Raw genomic sequence first — 19623 nt, 5'->3', positions numbered from 1 at the left:
GAGCACGCAGGGGGTGCCATGACCGCGCACGTCAACCGCAGGATCACGGTCGCCGAATTCCTGGTTCGGCGCGGCCTCCCCGCTGACTGGCCGTATGGCTCTCCGCTTGGTCGCGTCGCCGCTCGGCTCTACCGGCAGGCCTACGGCCGCGAGCCGGGTCGGGCCTGGCGGTTCATCAACGGCCGGTTCCGGCAGGTCATGACCTACGCGCCCGGCGAGCAGCACGTCCTCGCCCGCGCGTGGGAGCTGTACGGCTGCACCGCCGGACGGTACGCGCCCCGCCCGGCCCGGCCCGCCCCCGTCCGCCGCACCGGCCCGGTCTGGCACGGAAGCGGCGACGCCATGCGGTGGACCCCCAACCCCGGCCCGCTGCGCAGCCACCCGTAATCCGCACCACCCCACCAACCACCGCAAGGGGGAGTCATGTCGGACACGCTGCTTCGCTCGCTGGACCTGATCGAACCGGGCGACCTGGTGATCTACCACGGCTCCATCCCGGAGCTGCACGGCCTGTGGCTCGCCGTCCCGTGCCCGTGCGGCCTCTGCCGGGCCATGGACCGGTTGGGCTTCGCGGACGTCCGCTTCGCGCTCATCGACCCGTGGGGCGAGCTGTCCGGGCCGGTCCACGCCCGCCGCCAGTCCATCACCCGCTCCGCCGCCTGCGGCTGAGCCATCAGACCGGCGGCCGGGCGCCTCCCCCCTCCCCGGCCGCCACTCGGGCCCGTAGCTCAGCGGAAGAGCGGTCGCCTAAACGCGAACGTCAGCGCCGGTTCGAACCCGGCCGGGTCCACCACCACGCACCAACCATCGAAGGGGTCACCGTGAGCAGCACCGACGTCAACCAGCGGTTCCACGACGAGCGCACCGCCCTCGTCCAGTCGACCGGCGCTCGCCGCCGCAGCGACGGCTCGTACGCCGCGACGGTGGGCTACGACCGGGGCGAAGTCATCGGTCGTGACGGCCTGGACACCTCGCGCGGCACCGCCGCCCTGTACACCACCACGCCCGCCTGGCACGGACTGGGCACGGTGATCCCCGGCGGCATCTCCGACATCGGCACCGTGCTGAGGGTCGCGCAGATCGACTTCCAGGTGGACAAGCGGCCGGTCCAGTACGTGTACGGCGGCGAGCGGCGCGTCATGGACGACCAGTTCGTCACGGCCCGCTCCGACACCGGCGCCGCGCTCGGCACGGTCGGCAACCGGTACGAGGTGTTCCAGCAGCGGCAGATTTTCGAGTTCCTGGAAGACCTCGCCGGGCAGCACGGCGTGCTGTGGGAGTCCGCTGGGGCGCTGCGCGGCGGGCGCCGCGTCTTCGTCACCATGCAGGTCCCCGACAGCGTGATCATCGACCGGGGTGGCCTGGACGACGAGATCCGCCTGTTCATCGTGGCGATCAACTCCCACGACGGACGCTCGCAGGCCGAGGTGGTCGTCACCCCGTGGCGCGTCGTCTGCGCCAACACCGAGCGGTTCGCCCTCGCCGACGCCCACTCCCGCTGGACGATCCGCCACACCTCCAGCGGCCTGGAGAACCTGGCTGAGGCCCGCCGCACCCTCGGACTCACCCTGAAGTACGCCGAGGCGTTCGAGGCGGAAGAGACCGCACTCGCCCGCACCGATCTCGCGATCGGCGACTTCCACAAGGTGATCGCCGACCTGTGGCCGCTCGACGACGACGCCACCGACCGCACCAAGGCGCACCACGCCCGGCGGACCGAACGGCTCGACGCGATGTTCCGCACGGAGACCGAGCGCGCCGGACGCACCGCCTACGCCGCCGAGCGAGCGATCACCGACTACCTCGACCACGTCGCCCCCCGACGCCCCGGCCGGTCCATGACCGAAGAGATCGCCCGCGCCACCGCCCTCCTCGAAGGCACCGACGACGAGATCAAGAGCAAGGCCCACCGGCGCCTCCTCGTGCTCACCAGGTCGTGACCAGACCGGCGGCCGGGCTCCCTTCCCCCGGCCCGGCCGCCCTCCCAGGGCCGCGCCCCGCTCTCCCCCCCTGCCCGGCGGGGCGCGGCCCACACAACTCAAGATCGACGCAGCGTAGCTCAGTTGGCAGAGCGCGGATCTTATAAGTCCTGGGTCGCGGGTTCGAGTCCCGCCGCTGCGACTCCCAAGCACCGATCGAAGGAGCCCGCAGTGGGCTACGACATGTACATCAAGGACGTCCCGGAAGGCGACGACAGCGGCTACTTCCGGCTGAACATCTGGGGCATGTCCCGCTACGCCGGGATCATGGAGCAGCTCGGGATGGTCACCAGCGACTACACGCTCGCCCCGTGGCCGGAGAAGCCGGACGACGTCGACTGGGAGGACGTGTCGGCCGTCCGGTACCCCGAGGACTACGAGGGCGACCGGCCGGTCAAGCCGGAGGCCGTCGCCTACGCCAAGACGGTTGACGCGCACCTTGCCTGGCACCCCGACCCGCCGTTCGGTATCGCGCTGCACAAGTTCGGCTCGAACGACGGCTGGCTGGTCACCCCGGAGGAGATCGCCGCCGCCCTGGAGTCCTACCGCACTCACAGCGGCGAAGAGGTCAAGGCGCTTCTCCAGGGCGAACTCGACTACTGGCTCCAGTGGATCGCCTACCTGGAGCGCGCACAGCACCACGGCGGATTCCGCGTCCACTGACCCCCCAGACCGCCCGGCGGCCGGACACGCGACCCGCGCCACGGCGCACCGACTCGCTTCCCGCCGCCGGGCCCCACCCACCGGAGCCCACCATGACGACGCCCGACCAGCACCTGTCCGAGGCCACTGGCCTCGTGCGCGCCTTCAACCACGCCACGATCACCGCCGGCGAGGACTGGCAGTACCCCGGCCACGCCTACCAGGCGATCGGCCAGCTCGGCCACCTCGCCCGCATGCTGCCCCAGGCCATCGAGCAGACCGCCGGCCCCGTGACCCTCACGCACGAGGGGGGCCGGCTCCTCATCGACGGCGGGGGCGACCCGGCTCACGCTGTGCAGCACCTGCGCACCGCCCTCAACACCGCTGTGCAGGCCGCTGAACTCCTGGCCGAGGCCATCGCCCACCTGCACGCCGTGACCGGGCCGATGAGCCTGGACATCCGCGGCCTGCCCGGATTCGAGGACTGACCACCATGTCCGACACGACCTGCCACCACGTTATTGCCCACTGGGTCACCGACGACGAGCGGAAGCAGATCAACGACGCCATCGACTACGCCAGACAGGTCGGCGATCTTCAGGCGCTCCCTCTGCTGCTGGCCCAGCTCACCGAGCCCTGCGACGCGCGCGACGCCCACCGGGCTCAGGGAGAACAGGACACCGGTGCGCCGACGCACGCCACCGGCGACAACGAGGGGAAGGGGACGTGAGCCGGCCGACCGCCCTCACGGTCGCTGCGCGCCAGGCTGTCGTGCGCCAGCTCATCGAGCGGGACCCGAACCTGAGCGCCAGGAAGATCGCAGCTGAGATCGGGGTGGGCAAGGACACGGTGCGGCGCGACCTCGAAGCGATCCGCCACGAAGACAGCCAGGCCGCGCCAGAACCGGCCGCCACCGCGCCGGATGATGCGCCAGACGGCGACCGCCTGGTCCTCGTGCTGGACGAGCCGCTGCGCCAGGCACTCGCCGTACTGCGCGCCACCCGCGCCCGTCCCGACACGCCCCAGGAGAACGTGGCCGCCGCCCGCGCCGCCATCCGAGCCACGGCCGACACCATCGTTGAGACGCAGCACTATCGTCGGGTGGGCTCCCTGTGAGCCGCCCGTGCGGCACTAGCTGCAACCACGGATGACGCTCCGTCGTCTGTCCAAGATGCATCGGCCAAGTCAGGACACGCGATACGTGGAGCCGCCTCAGATGACACCGTCGCCACCGTCGAGCCCCAGTGCGCCTGACTGGCCGCACTGTGGCTACGGCACCACCCCGGAGGACCCCGTCGGCTGCCGCGGCGTCCACGTTCCGGGACACAACGTATGCCTCGCCCACCTGGCCGACGCCGACCGCGACGCCTACCTGGCCAGCCTGACCCCCGGCCGCGACATCGACCACCGCGGCACCCCCTTCACCGAACCCCTGCTCAACGCCCTGCTCAACGCCCTCCGCGACCCCGCCACCGGACACGGACGCCTTGGCACCGCCTGGTTCGAATCGGCGACCTTCCGGGACATCGCCTTGTTCAGGTCGGCGATCTTCGAGGGCGACGCCCTGTTCGGGTCGGCGACCTTCGAGGGCAGCGCCCTGTTCGATTCGGCGACCTTCCAGGGCAGCGCCTGGTTTGGGGATTCGACCTTCCAGGCCCACGCCGGGTTCGTGTCGGCGACCTTCCAGGGCAGTGCCTCGTTCAGGGATTCGACCTTCCAGACCCACGCCGGGTTTGATTCAGCGACCTTCCAGGGCAGCGCCTCGTTCAGGTCGGTGACCTTCCAGAGCCACGTCTCGTTCAGGTCGGCGGCCTTCCAGGACCACGCCGGGTTCGGCTCGGCGACCTTCCAGGACATGGCCTTGTTCAGGTTGGCGACCTTCCAGGGCATCGCCTGGTTCGATTCGGCGACCTTCCAGAGCATCGCGTGGTTTGGGTCGGCGACCTTCGAGAGCGACGCCCGGTTCGGGTCGGCGACCTTCCAGGACCACGCCGGGTTCGAATCGGCGACCATCCAGGGCAGCGCCTGGTTCAGCAATTCGACCTTCCAAGGCAGCGCCTGGTTCGAGTCGGCAACCATCAAGGGCAGCGCTTGGTTCAAGTCGGCGGTTTTCGAGCGGTGGGTCAGTCTCGGGCCGCTACTATGCGGTGGGCAGGTGTCATTGTCCGGGGCGGTGTTCAACGGGCCGGCGACCCTCTCGTTCGCTGCGCGCCGACTGGAGTGCCGACGGGCCCGCTGGTTGTCCACGGCCGAGGTGCGGCTGCGCTATACCAGCGTGGACTTCGCCCACGCGGTCTTCGAGTATCCCCTCACCATCGCCGCGGAGACCGACCCCTTCGTACTCTCCACCGGGGAGCATCTGGATGAACGGGCCCTCGCCCATGCGGCTGACGCCGCGGTGCGGATAGCTTCGCTGCGCGGGGTGGATGCGGCGCATCTGGTCCTCGCCGACGTCGACCTGTCGGAGTGCCTGTTCACCGGGACGGTACACCTGGACCAGGTGCGGCTGGAGGGCGACTGTTCCTTCGACACGGTCCCGCCCGGCACACACTGGCGACGCGGGCGCCCGGCACGGTTCACCCCACGCCGCACCCTCGCTGAGGAACATCACTGGCGCGCGAGCCAGCCGGCGGCCCGGGGCTGGAATGTGGCGGTGCTCGGCGCCGGGCGCGCCGGGCCAGCGCAGCTGGCGCCGGTGTACCGGGCGCTGCGCAAGGCGTTCGAGGACGGCAAGAATGAGCCAGGGGCGGCGGACTTCTACTACGGCGAGATGGAGATGCGCCGCCACGACCGCACCACCACCTCCCGCGCCGAACGCGGACTGCTGCACGCTTACTGGATGCTCTCCGGCTACGGCCTGCGCGCCCTGCGGGCCCTGGGCTGGCTCGCCGCCGCCATGCTGATCACCATCGTGCTGCTGATGAGCTTCGGTCTGCCGAAGGAGGATCCGAAGCAGGAGGCGACCGGCACCGTGCCGCCCGGCGGCGGCAAGGTCACCTTCGAGATCGACAAGACGGAACCGGAGAACCCCACCGGGAACAGGTTCACCAGCGAGCGCTTCGAGAAGGCCCTCAACGTCACTCTCAACTCGGTGGTGTTCCGCTCCAGCGGACAGGACTTGACCACCGCCGGCACCTACATCGAGATGACCTCCCGCTTCGTGGAGCCCACGCTCCTGGCCCTGGCGGTGCTCGCAGTCCGAAGCCGTATCAAACGCTGATCGCCTGCCGCGATCCCGCACGAAAGAATGACCCCATGACCACTGAGCGAGTCACTGTCCGCGTCCTGCTGCTGTTCGGCGACCAGGCCGAGATCGTCGCCGATGTCCCGCCGGCCGAGCGTGGTGAGCCGGCGCGGTACCCGGCCGCGGACATCGCGGCCGCGGTCGGCGTGCCGGTGAGCGACCTGCCCGGCATGCGGCTGACCGCCGACGTCGGAGAGGACGACCGGCTGTCGGGCTGGCAGCGAGCCTGATCGCCAACGGCCCCGGCTCAGCACAGAGTTGGGGCCGTTTTTCTCCCCCAGAAGTGTTGCAAAGCGATGCATCTCGGGTCCATAATAGAGACAGAAGGAACGAGGGCCGCAAACCCGAAGACCTTCACCAACCACCACAACTCAAGAGAGGACGGACAACATGTCTGACGAGTTCGAGCGGGAGACCCAGCTCCTCGGGAACATGCTCCTCGCGGTCTACACCCTGCTCCACCGGGTGTGCGGACTGCTCCCCATCCCCATCCAGCTCCCGGACTTCGACGGGAACACCCTCCGGGGAACGGAGATGAACGAAGCGGTCACCCGACTCGTCGAGGTCATCAACGACGAGCCGGTCGACGAACTCGTCCAGTCCGGGATCTGGGGGGCAGGCCTCCACTGGCTCTCCGCCTCCCACCTCTTCTCCCGGTACATGGACACCCGCGAAGGCATCGTGGCCCTGGAGATCCGGCTGAACATCGTCACCGCCCACGACGGCCTCCACGCCGTGGAAGACCTGCTCCTGGGCGAGGACCCGGACGACTGACAGAGAAGGCCCCCGGCAGCCAGCCGGGGGCCTTCCCGTAAGCCTGAGACCGGCAGGGGCCGGGCCGAAGCCCACGGACGCCACAGCGCCCGCCGCAAAGCCCCTGCCGGTCACCAACCATCCACGAAGGGACGGACACCACCATGGTAGACACCCCCAGCGGCGAGACGTATGCCGAGATCGCCGCCCGTCACGGCCGCAGTGAGTCCCGCGTCCGCAGCGGGTGGGCCCGCCACCCCGCCTGGCCGAAGCCGATCGGGAGGCGCGGCAGGCAGCTGGTCTTCGACCCCGCCGCCGTCGACAAGGCCATCGCTGAGCACATCGAGCGGCCCGCCGTCGAGCTGGAGCCCCGCCGCCTCTACACCGCGAAGGAGATCGAAGCCCTCACCGGGATCACGGCCGCCACGATCCGCGCCGACCGCTCCAAGGGCCGCTGGCCCGCCCCCGACGACTCCTCCGGCCGCGCACACCGCTGGTACGGCGCCACCGTCACCCAGGCCCTCGCCAGGAGGCGCGGATACCACCGGACGGAGACGGACAATTGATCGGCAAAGTTTCGGGGGCGCAACTTTGAAAGTTGTCCGCAAACCAAATCGCGGAACTTTGCTTGCTTCCAGATCCCCGAATCACGCTCCATGAATTTGGGTCCGGGGCTAAGGTGGTATCACCTTCACGCCTCTCGGGATGCGTAAGGGTGGGGTCGGTTCGTCGGCTTGTTGCGGCGACCAGCCCCCTGACAAGGAAGTGGGGGCCCCGCGCTCACTCATGCAGAGGACCCCCACGAGGGGCTACCGGCCGTGCAGGAGCCAGGACAGCACCTCGCCGATGACGGTGGCCGCCGTCACGCCGACGAGGTACTTGGCCAGACGTTTCGCACGGCCGTAGTTCTTGTCGGCGCGTACGAGTGCTGCCCAGTGCCTGACTCGCTCGACCAGAGTCCCGAGGAGCACCGCCAGGCGGCGCCACCGGTGACGACCCATGTCGCCTTCCTCCATACTGTGAGCCTGGACCGGCCACTTTGTGGTCCGTTGCGGGCACGGCTCAACTGCCCACAGGACGGAGGAAGTCCTGACATTGGCGTCGCTCTGATCCAAGCGGATGAAGGCCGGACATGGAGGCGTTTCGCGAAAATCGGCGGGCGGTCCGATGGTTCTGGTAGGGCATGACGTGCTGGTCCGAGTTCCACGCAGGCGCGCACCGGGCCACCCAGCCCACATCGGTGCCTCGCCACTGGCATGGGCCCAAGTCACAACTCCGTCACACCGCCACCACGCGGTGTGTGCCCCACGCCACAATGCGGTCCATGGCCGACACCGCCGCCAGAGCCTGGCGCCCCACCCGCAAGCAGAAGATCATCGCCACCCTTCTGCTGCTCATCGTGTGGACCGCCATGGCCGGCTCCTGGACCGACAAGGGCTGCACCCTGCCGCAGGGCTACATGTTCGTCATCAGCCACGGTGGCAGTCCCGATCGCGACCAAGGGTGCGAGGACGAACCCGGCGGCCCCGAGTACACCGACACCTACTACGGCTGACACACACGGCGGGCACACTGGCAGCGTGAGGAGCATGTGCGCCGGCCGTCCCGGCCGGAGCCTTGTCACGACGCACGCAACGGTCCCCGCGTCAGCTGGCGGCGCCGCGACTCCCCACTCACCATGGAAGCAGCGGGTCAATCGTGGGAGCGGCCATGCGCACTACCGCCGCCCTCGGGGCAATGATCATCGCAGTCGCAGCGCTCGCGGCCTGCGCTGACGACAAACCGAAACCGGCCACTGCCACGGTGACCGAGACGGTGACGGCTGCGCCTACAAGGGATCGGCCTGCGTCTCCGCCGGACACCGAGCCGGGCGACAGCGCGCTCGCATTCACAGACACCGCCACGTACGAGAACAACATCGAGGTGTCGCTCTCCTCTATCCGGCGGGCCGTCTCCAGTGACACGGCATCCCCCTCGAACACGCCGTACGCGCGCTTCAACATCAAGGTCACCAACGGCAGCTCTGAGAACGTCAATCTGAGCCTGATGTCGGTCCAGTGCCAGTACGGCCAGGAAGGCAGAGAAGGTGACGAGATCTTCGACAGCGCGCGGGGCCTTGAGGGAGCACCTTCCACGCACCTGCGCCCGGGGCGATCCCTTACCGCTACCTTCGGCTGCGAGTTGCCGCGCAACGAGACGTACCTCCAGGTCGAGGTGCGCCCGAACTTCGGAGAACGCACCGCGATCTTCGCGGGCAATGTTCAGTAGACCAGGCGGCACACTGGACGCGTGAGCACCTCGCGCACCGGCCGGGACGGCCGGCCCCTCGTCACCACCGCCCAGGCCGCCTACTCCCTCGGCATGAAGCCCGGCCAGTACCGCGCGTGGGCGTCCCGCCACGGCGTACGACCGGCGGGCCACCAGCCCAACCCCGCGCGCGGCCAGGCCCTCGCGCTCTGGGACCTCGCCGACATCGCCGACGCCCTGCGCAGGAGGCTGCCCGCCGCATGACCTGTCAAGGCCCCTGGCCAGGGAGGATTGACAGGAGATCACCCGCGTGCGCATTCTGTGTCACAGTGCACGTAGTGCCTCACCAGCCACATCACCTCTCCACACCTCACGATGTGTAACGGTCGCAGCGCACCAGCACCACACCGCAACAGCGGCACAGCAGGCTCCAGCGACAACACACGACCGGGCGCACACACCGGGCCCCCGCACACGCCCGCCATGCATAGCCCTGCATAGTCGATCACCGATGCATACCCCGCCGCATAACCTTGCGCTGCATATCCATGCATCAACGCGGGGCAGCGCCCCGCGCCCTCACCGGAACCCGGCGAAACGGACATACGTGGACGCCGACCGGGCAGGGAGGGGGGCCTACCCCACACGAGAGGAACGGGGTACCCGGTGACCCCGCTTCGCTCCCACGGGAGAATCCCGTACGGGTCTGGGGCCTCCTAGTTCACGCGAACTGAGTTCGAGTGTTTTTTCTCCGCATATGTATGCACTGCATATCCATGCATCGCTATTCACCGCGAACTGAGTTCGGGCCTCCTAACCGAGGGCGGTGATCATGCAGCCGCCCACGATCTGCCCCGGATGCCGACAGCCCGTCAGGGGCCGTTGCCCCCGCTGCACTCAGGGCGAGCGCGCTGAGCGGCGCGTGGCGGCGGGAGCGAGGAAGCGGCCCGGATACACCCGCCGCGAGCGGATCCGCAGAGCCGACGCGGTGCGCGCCTGGGTCGCCGAGAACGGGCTCGTCTGCCCCGGCTGGCAGCGTGACCCGCATCCCGCCGGCGACCTGACGGCCGACCACATCGTGCCCCCGGGCGCTGGGGGTTCGGAGGCCGGCGAGCTGCGGGTGCTGTGCCGCTCCTGCAACTCGGCGCGCGGCGCGTCGATGGCGGACCGCAGGGTGCCCGGCCTGGAGATCGTGCTCGTGGCGGGCCCGGCCTGCGCGGGCAAGAACACGTACGTCCGGCAGCACGCTGACCCCGAGGACCTGGTCCTGGACCTGGACGCGCTGAACGAGGCGATGAACCTCGCCGGCCCGCGGGTGCACATCCCCGCCCATCTGCCGTTCGTCTGCGAGGCGCGGGACGCGGTGCTGGAGCGGCTCCTGCTCGGCGGGCATCAGGTCCGCCGCTGCTGGGTCATCTCCACGGCCCCGGAGCGCGCCCGGCGCGAGCACTACCGGCGCCGCTACGGGGCGCGCGTGGTCGTCCTGTGGTGGCCGGAGGAAACGTGCCTGCTGCGGGCGATGCGCGAGCGGCCACCGGAGTGGCAGCAGTACGTCAGGCAGTGGTTCGACCGGTACGAGCCGGACCCCAAGGACACGGTGCTGCGCAACTGGCAGGCCGCACGAGAGGAGCCCGCAAGATGAGCGACTTCCTGGGCGTCGACGACTTCGACCGGATCGGCGCGGTGAAGCGCGTCGGGACCTACGTGCCGATCACGGCCCAGCAGCTGCTGGACGCCGGCCTGCCTCTCCCGCCGGGCATGGAGCCGCCCCCGAGCCCGCCGCGGCCTTCGCTGTACCGGCGTTGGCGCTGGGCGTGGCTCGACGGCGTACGCCGGTGGCGTGAGCGGGTCGGCTTCTGGATCGCAGGTTACGAGCCCGACGACGACTGGTAGGCGAGCAGGCCCGCAGGGCGAGCACCGGAGGAAGGCGGGAGGTCCTGATGGCGGGGAGAGGACCGGCGCCGAAGGACCCGGAGCGGCGCCAGCGCCGGAACGCGGCGCGGGACCTGGCCGTCGTCGCGGAGGCGCCGGTGGGCGTACCGGAACCGCCGGCCCCGCCCGCGGGCCTGCTGAAGCGAACGCGGGACCGGTGGGCGGACTACTGGGCGTCCCCGGTGTCGAAGCTGGCCGACCCGGTGTCGGATCTGCCGGCGCTGGAGCGGCTGTTCGCCCTGTACGACGACCTGGAGCGCAGCACCGCCGCGGTGAAGAAGACCGGGCACATGGTGACCGGCTCGCAGGGCCAGGCGGTGCTCAACCCGCTGCTGCGGCACATCCAGCAGACGCAGGCCGAGGTGCGGCAGCTGGAGGACCGGTTCGGTCTCAGCCCGCGCGCCCGGCTGTCCCTGAACGTCACCCTCGGTGAAGCGGCCAAGTCGCTCGCCGACCTGAACTCCGAGTTCCTGGCCGGGGGTGACGACGACGATGACCCGCGCTTCGACGTCATCGCAGGTCAAGACGTCATCGACGGCGAGACCGCTTAGCGCGCCCCGCTCGCTGGGCTGGCCGACGCACGGGCCGCTCGTCTGCCGCTGGATCGAGCGTCACTGTGTGTACGGGGAGGGCGACTTCTTCGGTCAGCCCGTACGGCTGCTGCGCTACCAGAAGCAGTTCATCTACTGGCTGTACGAGTACAACCCGGCCACCGGCGAGCGCCGCTTCCGCGAGGGGATGCTGGAGGTCCCGAAGGGCAACGGCAAGACGCCGCTGAACGGCTGGGTGCAGCTGTTCGACCTGCTCGGGCCGCCGCTGTTCGGGCCGAAGGGCTCGCCCGTCATCCCCGTCGCCGCCGCCAGCTTCGAGCAGGCCGACCTGCTGTTCGGCGACATGAAGCACTGCTGCCGCGAGTCCCCGACGCTGCGCCACCACGTCGACGTCTACGACACCGAGATCCTGGTCAGGAACGGCCCCGGCCGCGCCTACAGGGTCGCCGCGGTGGCGGGCACCAACGACGGCCAGCGGCCGTCGTCGCTCGGCGCCGACGAGATCCACGAGTGGATCGGCCCGAAGGAGCGCGTGCACCTGGTCCTCGCCAACGGCCTGGCCAAGCGCGCGAACTCCATGGTCCTGAACACCACCACGCCGGGCTCGGACCTTGACTCGATGGCCGGCCGAAAGCACCTGTACGGCTACCGGGTCAACGCGGGCGAGATCGACGACCCGCGGTTCCTGTTCGTCCACTACGGCGTCCAGGACGGCGCGTACGACCTCGAGGACGAGGAGCAGCTGCGCGCGGCGGTGCTGGCGGCGAACCCGGCCGCGGGCGCGTTCCTGCGGACCGACGACGTCGTCGCCCGCTACTACCAGATCCCCGAGTTCGAGTTCCGCCGCTACCACCTTGGCCAGTGGACCCGCGCGGACGAGTCGTGGCTGCCGCCGGGCGCGTGGGAGGCCTGCGCGGGCGATGTCGACCTCGACCCCGAGCGGCCGTCGTACGTCGCCGTGGATATGGCCCACAAGCAGGACTCCGTGGCGGTGGTCGTCGCCCAGCTCGGCGACGACGGCAAGGTGCGCGTGCGGGCGAAGGTGTGGACGCCGGCCAAGGGGCAGACCATCGACGTCGCCGCGGTCGACAACCACCTCCGGCACCTGCACCGCACCCTGCGCGTGGAGACCGTGGCCTACGACCCGGCCTACTTCCAGCGCAGCGCCGAGGCCCTGGCCGACGAGGGTCTGCCGATGGCGGAGTTCCCGCAGGGCGCCGGCCACATGGTGCCGGCCTGCCAGGACACCTACCGGGCCATCACCGGCGGGACGCTCGTCCACGGCAACGATCCGGTGCTCACCGACCACGTGCTCGCCGCCGCGACCCGGGACACCGACCGTGGCTGGCGCCTGTCCAAGGGCAAGTCGAAGCGGCACATCGACGCGTGCATCGCGATGGTCATGGCCGTCTTCCTGGCGCTGCCGCGGATCGAGCACGAAGAGGAGATCGAGCCGTGGTTCGGATACGGGTGAAGCGGCCCAAGTGGTTGAGGCGGCCGAGGCTGAGCCGCCTGGCGCGGGCTCGTGGCGCCACGTTCACCGGCGGTGGCCTGATCGCTGCCGGGACCTGGCAGTGGTTCGGCGGGCCGGTGGCCCTGGTCGTCGCAGGGGCTCTGATCGTCGCCTACTCGCTGCTGATCGCCGACGTCGCGGAGCCCAGCAAGGATGACGGGAGGCCTGGCGAGTGGTGAACCTGTGGCGAGCCGCCCGTCGGTCGATCACGACCATCGACGAATACGTCCAGGCGATGCAGTACGGCGGGAACACGTACACGTTCCCGCAGCTCGGCACCCAGCAGACGATGCCCGGCGTCGCGAAGGAGCGGCTGCCTGCGGACTTCGCCGGGTACGCCATGCAGGCCGCCACCAACGGCGTCCTGTTCGCCTGCCTCGCGGTCCGTCAGGACGTTTTCTCCGCGGTCCGGTTCCAGTGGCAGCGCCTCAACAACGGCCGTCCCAGCGAGCTGTTCGGCACCACCGACCTGCGGCCCCTCGAAGAGCCGTGGACCGGCGGCACCACACAGGACCTGCTCGTGCGGATGATCCAGGACGCCGACCTTGCCGGTAACAGCTACTGGACCGGCGACCCGGAGAACGGCGACCTGGTGCGGATGCGCCCGGACTGGGTGGAGATCGTGCTGGAGCCGCGCATGATGCGCGGCGGTCGGCTCGGCTGGCGGCGGCTCGGCTACATCTACACCGAGCCCGACGGCGAACCCGTGGCACTGCTGCCTGACGAGGTCGCCCACTTCGCGCCCCGTGCCGACCCGCTCGCCACGTTCCGCGGCATGTCGTGGATGACGCCTATCGCGCGCGAGGTCCGGGGCGACAACCTGATGTCCGCGCACAAGCAGGCCTACCTGGAGAACCGCGGCACGCCGAACGTGATCGTGAAGTTCGACCGCGAGGTGAAGCCGGACGCGCTGGACAAGTTCAAGGCGCGGATGGAGGCCGAGCACCGCGGCCCGGAGAACGCGGGCAAGACCTTGTACCTGGGCGGTGGGGCGGACGTCACGGTCGTCGGCTCCGACTTCCAGGAGCTCGACTTCGCGCGCGTCCAGGGCGCCGGCGAGACCCGCATCGCCGCAGCCGCGGGGGTGCCGCCGGTCATCGTGGGCCTGTCGGAGGGTCTGGCCGCCGCGACGTACTCGAACTACAGCCAGGCCAGGCGCCGGTTCGCAGACGGAACGATTCACCCGCTGTGGCAGAACGCTGCCGGGACGCTGCGCCGCCTCGTACGGCCGACCGGCAAGGCCGCGTCCGGCTCGGTACGACTCTGGTACGACCCGCGCGACGTGCCGTTCCTGCGCGAGGACCGCAAGGACGCCGCCGAAATCCAGTTCCGGCAGGCGCAGACCATTCGGGCCCTGACCGACGCGGGCTACACGTGGGCGTCCGTCGTCGCCGCCGTCGAGGCCGAGGACTGGTCCCTCCTGCGTCACACCGGCCTGTTCAGCGTCCAGCTCCAGCCGCCTGGCACCCAGGACCCAGCCCTTCCCGCCCCCGACGCGAGCAGCGACGAGGAGTAGTGATGTCCGCTCTCACCATGCAGGCCGCGCCGCGCGACGGGCTGCTGCGCAGCGTCCCCTTCCACCTGGCGCGCGCCGACGGCGACACGGACGGCGAGGGCGACGGCCTCACCCTGGAGGGCTACGCCGCGGTGTTCGACGCCCCCACCGAGATCGACTCGTGGGAAGGCACGTTCACCGAGAAGATCCGGCGCGGCGCGTTCCGCAAGACGATCCGCGAGGGCAGCCCAGTCCTCCAGTTCGACCACGGCCGGCACCCCCTCATCGGCTCCATCCCGATCGGTGCGATCGAGACGCTCAGCGAGGACGACCAGGGACTGTATGTCCGGGCCCGCCTGTCCGACAACTGGCTGATCCAGCCCGTACGCGACGCGATCGCCGAGCGGTCGATCAAGGGCATGAGCTTCCGGTTCACCGTGATCCGCGAGGAGTGGCGGGACAACGCCGGGAAGCTCGTCAAGCCCGAAGAACTCGGCCGCCTGCTGTGGGATCCGGGCGACCGCGGGCCGCTGGAGCGGACCCTGATCGAGGTGCGGATGCCGGAGCTCGGCCCGGTCGTGTTTCCCGCCTACACCCAGACCACGGTCGACGTGCGTGCCCGCGGCGTCGCCGAACTCATCGGCCAGGACCGGGACCTGGTCCGCGAGGTCCGCGCCTCGCTCGCCCGGGCGGCCACCCCGCGCCCGAAGCCCGGCATCGAAGACCTCAGGGACCCGGACGTGCGCCGCGACGTCGCTCGCGCGCTGCTGTTCGGCCCCGACGCCGACACCCCCGAGGAAGGGGTGTCTGGCCCGCCCGCCACCGCCGCGCCGCCCGATACCGGGCACCTGGCGGACCGCACCACCGCAACACCTGGCGCGCCGCTCGCCGAAGAGCACCCGCCGCAGAACCCTGACGCGCCGCTCGCCACAGAGCACCCGTCGCCGTCTCCGCGCAGCAGCCGCCTGCGGGACCAGATCCGCGAGATCACCGGCCTCATGGACGAGCAGCTTGCGCGCATCGCGCAAAGGCAGACGACTGATGGAGCTCAGTCACTCGCAGGCGGTAATCCGCCTGAAGGACATCAAGGCCGAGCTTGAGAGGCTCGGCGAGAAGGACGACCTGACCTCGGAGGACGAGCAGTCCTTCGACGAGCTCACCCGCGAGTTCGCCGAGGTCGACAACCACCGCCGCCAGCTGGAGCGTAAGGCCGCCCTGGAGCGGGTCCGCTCGGCGACGCAGGCCACCGAGCGCGGCCCTGCCGCCCTGAAGGTGGAAGGCGGCACCCCCTACAACTCCCGCGACGGCTACGACCTCGACCCGGTCCTGCACCCGGACTCGGTCGAGGACCGCCGCTTCCGCAACCCCTGGGACCTGTCGGAGGTCCGCACCTTCGGCCGCTCCCCGGCCGAGGTCGGGCAGGAGCTGCGCGCCCGGGCCCTGTCGGCGATCGAGAAGATGGCCGGCGCCAACGACGCGGTCCGCGCGGCGGGCACGGAGATCATCGAGCGGTGGGATGACGACAAGTCGACCATCGCCCGCCTCTGCCTGGCCACGTCCAGCCCGGAGTACATGCGGGCCTGGTCGAAGCTGGCCCGCGGCCGCGGGCACATGGTCTCCCCGGAGGAGCAGCGGGCCCTGGAGCGGGCCATGTCGCTCACCGACTCCGCCGGTGGCTACCTGGTCCCGTTCCAGCTGGACCCCACGGTGATCATCACGTCGGCCGGCTCCCTCAACGAGATCCGCCGAGTGGCCCGGCAGGTCGTCGCCACGGGAGACGTGTGGAACGGCGTCTCGGCGGGCGAGGTCTCGTGGCGGTGGGCCGCTGAAGGCTCCGAGGCAGGCGACAACGCGCCGACGTTCGCCCAGCCCACGGTGCCGATCCACAAGGCCGACGGTTTCGTGCCGATCAGCATCGAGGCCCTGTCGGACGAGGCCAACGTCACCGCAGAGGTCGGCCGCCTGCTCGCGCAGGGCAAGGACACCCTCGAGGCCGCGGCGTTCGCCACCGGCACCGGCGCCGGCCAGCCGACCGGCATCGTCACCGCCCTGACCGGCACCTCCTCGGAAGTGAACAGCGCGGGCACGTCGCTGGCGCTGGCGGACGTGTACGCGCTGGACGACGCGCTCCCGGCCCGCTACCGGGGCATGGCGTCGTGGCTGGCGAACCGGGCGATCTACAACGACATCCGGCAGCTGTCCGACGCCAACACCCAGGCGTGGGAGCGGCTCGGCGCGGACGTGCCGCCGCTGCTGCTGGGCCGCCCGGCGTACGAGTCGGAGAACATGGACGGCGCGATCGGTGCGGCGCAGTCCAACTTCGTGCTCATCTACGGCGACTTCAGCAACTACGTGATCGCCGACCGGGTGGGCATGACCGTCGAGTTCATCCCGCACCTGGTGGGCACCAACCGCAGGCCGACCGGCCAGCGCGGCTGGTACGCCTACTACCGGGTCGGCGCCGACTCGGTGAACGACGGCGCGTTCCGGATGCTCGACAAGACCGGCTGACCCACCTGACGGGAGCCCGCTCCGCAGCGGGCTCCCGTCCCCCGAGAGGACACAACTCATGGCGATTCACAGGTGTCACGAAGCGTTCGTGACGCGCATCGGCGGAGCCAGGGTCAGCATCCACATCGGCGACCTCGTCGAGGACGACGAGGACGTGTACAAGGTGCGCCCCGAGGCCTTCGAGCCGGTGGAGGAGTACATGGCCAAGCGCCGCGCCCGCCGCGCCGCGCCCACCGCTCGGCGCGGCGTCGAGCAGGCGACCGCCAACCCCGGCGAGCAGCGGACCGTCACCCGGCCACCGGCCCGCCGCGGACGCGGCAAGGGCGGCGCGCAGGAGGGGGACAAGCAGTGAGCAAGCGCACCGTCTACACCAACGTCACCCCGCGCGCGTCGCTGGCGATCGCGTCCCGCACCGCGAACGCCACGGTCAACGGCGCCAGCGTGGACCGCAACGTCGGCGGCGACATGCACCGCTCGGCGATGGTCGTGGTCCACACCGGCACCATCACCGACGGCACCCACACCATCGAGGTGCAGGACTCCGACGACAACTCGACGTTCACCGCCGTTGCGGACCAGTACCTTCAGGGCACCGAGCCCGCGATCGGAGCCACCGACGACGACAAGCTGTTCGTCATCGGCTACACCGGGGAGCGCCGCTACCTGCGGGTGTCGGTGACCACGGCCGGCGCCACCGGAGGCGGCACGCTCGGCGCGGTCATCCTGCTCGGCGAACCGCGCCGCGGCCCGGTCAGCCACACCTGACCGGGGCTGAGATATGCCCGGCTTCGGGATGCTTGTCGACGACTTCAATGACAACGTGCGGGATCCGGTGCTGTGGTCGCAGTCGTACGGCGACCCGGTGGAGGCCGGCGGCCGGGCGCGGATCCCGTGCACCACGGGCTACGCCGCGTACCGGTCGGCCAGCATCTACACCCTGGCCTGGTCCCAGGTCGCCGCCCGCATCTACCCGCCGGCCGCGGGCGGCGGCGCATCGGCTGCCGTCTCCTTCCTCGTGCTGAGCGACCTGCCGGGGACGGACGCCGGGTTCCTCATCGACCGCGCGCAGGGCGCGATGGGCCTCTACCTGCGGGTCGGGTACGCCGACGGCGGCGCTGCCTTCCCGGTGTACGACCCCGTGCAGCACGCCTGGGTCCGACTGCGGGAGGACGCGGGCACCTTGCGGTGGGAGACCTCCGCGGACGGGCTGTCCTGGACCGTGCGGCGTACGGCGACGGCCCCGGCCTGGACGGCACAGACCAACCTGTCGCTGCTGATGGAAGCCCACCGCGACACCGGAACCAACGACTTCGCCGAGGTCGAGAACCTCAACATCACCCGCCCGGGCAGCATCGCCGACTCACTCCGTTCGGGATCGGCAGTGGCTGCACTGGAGCGGACCGGCTCAATGATCAGCGGGGGGTGAGCGGTGCCCTTCGATCTCGGCGACGTCGTCCCGCTCGGCACAACCGTGCGGGACGGCTCCGGGAACCTGGCCAACGCGGGATCCATGGCGCTCACGCTGACCCTCCCGGACAACACCACGGTCTCGGTGAACCCGGTCACCCCGGTCTCGACGGGCACCTACCAGTACGACTACGCCACCGTGCAGCCCGGGCGGCACGTCGTGCGATGGGTCGCCACCGGCATCAACGCGGGCGCGTACACGGACGTGTTCGATGTCCGTGAGGCCGCCCCGCCGCTGATCTTCTCGCTCGCGGATGCGCGTAAGCACGTGAACATGCCGGCGACGGTCACCACCCACGATGAGGAGCTGCGCGGCTGGGTCGAGGCGGCCACGGCCGCCGTGGAGTTCTTCGTCGGGCCGGTCGCCCGCCGTACCGTCACAGAGGTTCACGACCGGGCGTCCGCTCGCACACTGGCCCTGCGCAAGACCCCCGTCATCTCCGTGACGGCCGTCACCGCGGTGCTCACCGGCGGAACCTCCTACGCCGTCGCGGACCTGGACCTGGACGGTGAGGCCGGCATCGTGCGCCGCAAGGACGGCGGCCTCCTGGTCGGACCGCTGCGCGTCATCTACGTCGCCGGCCGGACCACCATCCGAGCGAACATCAGCCACGCGGCGCGGATCATCCTCCAGCACCTGTGGCGCACGCAGGGCGGCGGCATAGGGCGTCCGGCGCCCGGCGGCATGGACGACTACGCCGTCACCGAGCCCATCCCCGGCCTGGGGTTCGCGGTACCCAACCGGGCGCTCGAACTGCTCCTCGACGACCGACTGCCGCCGGGGGTGGCGTAGATGGCGACCTCACGGATCCCCGCGGCGATCGAGGCGCTCGTGACCCGGTGGACTGCGGCCCTGCCCGGCGTCCTGGTCCTCGACGGGCCCACGACCGGCGACCTCACCAAGGTGCAGGACCTCGTCTTCGTGGGCTGGCAGCCGAACACGGAGAACGGCCTGGCCGTCGAGATGCAGCAGGACTTCGCGCACATCGGCGGCCACACCCGCGACGAGCGGTTCGACGTCCTGTGCTACCTGGAGGCGTGGACCGGCGACTTCGACATCAACGCCCGCCGCGCCCGCGCCTTCGAGCTGTTCGCCGCGTGCGAGAACGATCTGCGCGCCTCCGGCGGCAACCCGTCCGCGCCGAACCTGGGCGGGGCCGTCCTGTTCAGCGGGATCACCCAGGGCTCCCTGCTCCAGCAGCAGACCGACCGGGGAGCGACGGTCGGCATCGCCTTCCGTGTCACCTGCCAAGCCCGTATCTGACCCCTCCCAGCCCGCACCTCAAGGA

General features: G+C 70.5%; 28 protein-coding genes and 2 tRNA genes. 29 read left to right on the top strand and 1 reads right to left on the bottom strand.

Annotated features, from left to right (window positions below; all coding sequences use genetic code 11):
* The first annotated feature begins 18 nt into the window (after positions 1-18).
* The 13 genes from G7Z13_RS11405 to G7Z13_RS11345 all read left to right on the top strand — a co-directional run bounded on the left by G7Z13_RS11405 (position 19) and on the right by G7Z13_RS11345 (position 7184).
* Positions 19-387 carry a hypothetical protein gene (locus tag G7Z13_RS11405; protein WP_165998396.1) on the top strand — a complete coding sequence of 123 codons (369 nt, stop codon included), beginning with the start codon at positions 19-21 and terminating at the stop codon, positions 385-387.
* A 36-nt stretch (positions 388-423) separates the two neighbouring features.
* Positions 424-669, top strand: coding sequence for a hypothetical protein (locus G7Z13_RS11400; protein WP_165998394.1), 246 nt, complete (start codon positions 424-426; stop codon positions 667-669).
* Between the two features lie 48 nt (positions 670-717).
* A tRNA-Leu gene (locus G7Z13_RS11395) sits at positions 718-793 on the top strand.
* 28 nt (positions 794-821) lie between these two features.
* Complete coding sequence (locus tag G7Z13_RS11390; protein ID WP_165998392.1) at positions 822-1940, top strand: DUF932 domain-containing protein; 1119 nt, start codon at positions 822-824, stop codon at positions 1938-1940.
* A gap of 108 nt (positions 1941-2048) precedes the next feature.
* A tRNA-Ile gene (locus tag G7Z13_RS11385) sits at positions 2049-2121 on the top strand.
* A gap of 29 nt (positions 2122-2150) precedes the next feature.
* Positions 2151-2642 carry a hypothetical protein gene (locus G7Z13_RS11380; RefSeq protein WP_165998390.1) on the top strand — a complete coding sequence of 164 codons (492 nt, stop codon included), beginning with the start codon at positions 2151-2153 and terminating at the stop codon, positions 2640-2642.
* Between the two features lie 92 nt (positions 2643-2734).
* Complete coding sequence (locus G7Z13_RS11375; protein WP_165998388.1) at positions 2735-3109, top strand: hypothetical protein; 375 nt, start codon at positions 2735-2737, stop codon at positions 3107-3109.
* 5 nt (positions 3110-3114) lie between these two features.
* Positions 3115-3351, top strand: a complete 237-nt coding sequence (locus G7Z13_RS11370) for a hypothetical protein (protein WP_165998386.1) — start codon at positions 3115-3117, stop codon at positions 3349-3351.
* Positions 3348-3737, top strand: coding sequence for an HTH domain-containing protein (locus tag G7Z13_RS11365; protein WP_165998383.1), 390 nt, complete (start codon positions 3348-3350; stop codon positions 3735-3737). The genes G7Z13_RS11370 and G7Z13_RS11365 overlap by 4 nt, the downstream gene beginning before the upstream one ends.
* Before the next feature lie 100 nt (positions 3738-3837).
* Positions 3838-5841: a pentapeptide repeat-containing protein gene (locus G7Z13_RS11360; RefSeq protein ID WP_165998381.1), complete on the top strand. Its 2004-nt coding sequence runs from the start codon at positions 3838-3840 to the stop codon at positions 5839-5841.
* 35 nt (positions 5842-5876) lie between these two features.
* A complete protein-coding gene (locus tag G7Z13_RS11355; RefSeq protein WP_165998379.1) occupies positions 5877-6095 on the top strand; it encodes a hypothetical protein in 219 nt (72 codons plus the stop codon).
* 160 nt (positions 6096-6255) lie between these two features.
* Positions 6256-6639, top strand: coding sequence for a hypothetical protein (locus G7Z13_RS11350; RefSeq protein ID WP_165998377.1), 384 nt, complete (start codon positions 6256-6258; stop codon positions 6637-6639).
* 143 nt (positions 6640-6782) lie between these two features.
* On the top strand, positions 6783-7184 hold the full coding sequence (locus G7Z13_RS11345; RefSeq protein WP_165998375.1) for a hypothetical protein: 402 nt from the start codon (positions 6783-6785) through the stop codon (positions 7182-7184).
* 243 nt (positions 7185-7427) lie between these two features.
* On the opposite strand, the gene G7Z13_RS11340 is transcribed toward G7Z13_RS11345, so the two are convergent.
* Positions 7428-7619, bottom strand: a complete 192-nt coding sequence (locus G7Z13_RS11340) for a hypothetical protein (RefSeq protein ID WP_165998373.1) — start codon at positions 7617-7619, stop codon at positions 7428-7430.
* Positions 7620-7942: 323 nt separating this feature from the next.
* Between G7Z13_RS11340 and G7Z13_RS11335 the strand changes: the two genes are divergently transcribed.
* The 16 genes from G7Z13_RS11335 (at position 7943) to G7Z13_RS11260 (ending at position 19598) form a co-directional block, all read left to right on the top strand.
* A complete protein-coding gene (locus tag G7Z13_RS11335) occupies positions 7943-8173 on the top strand; it encodes a hypothetical protein (RefSeq protein WP_165998371.1) in 231 nt (76 codons plus the stop codon).
* A gap of 155 nt (positions 8174-8328) precedes the next feature.
* On the top strand, positions 8329-8886 hold the full coding sequence (locus tag G7Z13_RS11330; protein WP_165998369.1) for a DUF4352 domain-containing protein: 558 nt from the start codon (positions 8329-8331) through the stop codon (positions 8884-8886).
* A gap of 21 nt (positions 8887-8907) precedes the next feature.
* Positions 8908-9129: a hypothetical protein gene (locus G7Z13_RS11325; RefSeq protein ID WP_165998367.1), complete on the top strand. Its 222-nt coding sequence runs from the start codon at positions 8908-8910 to the stop codon at positions 9127-9129.
* Between the two features lie 658 nt (positions 9130-9787).
* A complete protein-coding gene (locus tag G7Z13_RS11320) occupies positions 9788-10507 on the top strand; it encodes an HNH endonuclease (protein WP_165998364.1) in 720 nt (239 codons plus the stop codon).
* Complete coding sequence (locus tag G7Z13_RS11315; protein ID WP_165998362.1) at positions 10504-10758, top strand: hypothetical protein; 255 nt, start codon at positions 10504-10506, stop codon at positions 10756-10758. Before G7Z13_RS11320 ends, G7Z13_RS11315 begins: the two co-directional genes overlap by 4 nt.
* A gap of 47 nt (positions 10759-10805) precedes the next feature.
* Positions 10806-11348, top strand: a complete 543-nt coding sequence (locus G7Z13_RS11310) for a P27 family phage terminase small subunit (protein ID WP_165998360.1) — start codon at positions 10806-10808, stop codon at positions 11346-11348.
* 67 nt (positions 11349-11415) lie between these two features.
* On the top strand, positions 11416-12822 hold the full coding sequence (locus G7Z13_RS11305) for a terminase TerL endonuclease subunit (protein ID WP_165998358.1): 1407 nt from the start codon (positions 11416-11418) through the stop codon (positions 12820-12822).
* A complete protein-coding gene (locus G7Z13_RS11300; protein WP_165998356.1) occupies positions 12804-13040 on the top strand; it encodes a hypothetical protein in 237 nt (78 codons plus the stop codon). The genes G7Z13_RS11305 and G7Z13_RS11300 overlap by 19 nt, the downstream gene beginning before the upstream one ends.
* On the top strand, positions 13037-14377 hold the full coding sequence (locus tag G7Z13_RS11295; RefSeq protein WP_240926182.1) for a phage portal protein: 1341 nt from the start codon (positions 13037-13039) through the stop codon (positions 14375-14377). Before G7Z13_RS11300 ends, G7Z13_RS11295 begins: the two co-directional genes overlap by 4 nt.
* A gap of 2 nt (positions 14378-14379) precedes the next feature.
* Positions 14380-15456 (top strand): HK97 family phage prohead protease, encoded by a 1077-nt coding sequence (locus G7Z13_RS11290; protein WP_240926181.1) that lies wholly within the window; start codon positions 14380-14382, stop codon positions 15454-15456.
* Positions 15398-16867: a phage major capsid protein gene (locus G7Z13_RS11285; protein WP_165998354.1), complete on the top strand. Its 1470-nt coding sequence runs from the start codon at positions 15398-15400 to the stop codon at positions 16865-16867. Before G7Z13_RS11290 ends, G7Z13_RS11285 begins: the two co-directional genes overlap by 59 nt.
* Before the next feature lie 88 nt (positions 16868-16955).
* The gene (locus tag G7Z13_RS11280; RefSeq protein WP_165998352.1) at positions 16956-17219 is read left to right on the top strand and encodes a hypothetical protein; all 264 of its coding nucleotides are present in this window, start codon (positions 16956-16958) and stop codon (positions 17217-17219) included.
* Positions 17216-17632, top strand: coding sequence for a hypothetical protein (locus tag G7Z13_RS11275; RefSeq protein WP_165998350.1), 417 nt, complete (start codon positions 17216-17218; stop codon positions 17630-17632). The genes G7Z13_RS11280 and G7Z13_RS11275 overlap by 4 nt, the downstream gene beginning before the upstream one ends.
* Before the next feature lie 28 nt (positions 17633-17660).
* Positions 17661-18293 (top strand): hypothetical protein, encoded by a 633-nt coding sequence (locus G7Z13_RS11270; protein WP_165998348.1) that lies wholly within the window; start codon positions 17661-17663, stop codon positions 18291-18293.
* 3 nt (positions 18294-18296) lie between these two features.
* The gene (locus G7Z13_RS11265) at positions 18297-19127 is read left to right on the top strand and encodes a hypothetical protein (RefSeq protein WP_165998346.1); all 831 of its coding nucleotides are present in this window, start codon (positions 18297-18299) and stop codon (positions 19125-19127) included.
* Complete coding sequence (locus tag G7Z13_RS11260) at positions 19128-19598, top strand: hypothetical protein (RefSeq protein ID WP_165998344.1); 471 nt, start codon at positions 19128-19130, stop codon at positions 19596-19598.
* The last annotated feature ends 25 nt before the right edge of the window (positions 19599-19623 follow it).

Source organism: Streptomyces sp. JB150, assembly GCF_011193355.1.
Classification (GTDB): Bacteria; Actinomycetota; Actinomycetes; order Streptomycetales; family Streptomycetaceae; genus Streptomyces.
Note: the sequence above shows the minus strand (reverse complement) of the source record. Positions and strands in the feature narration are given on the sequence as shown.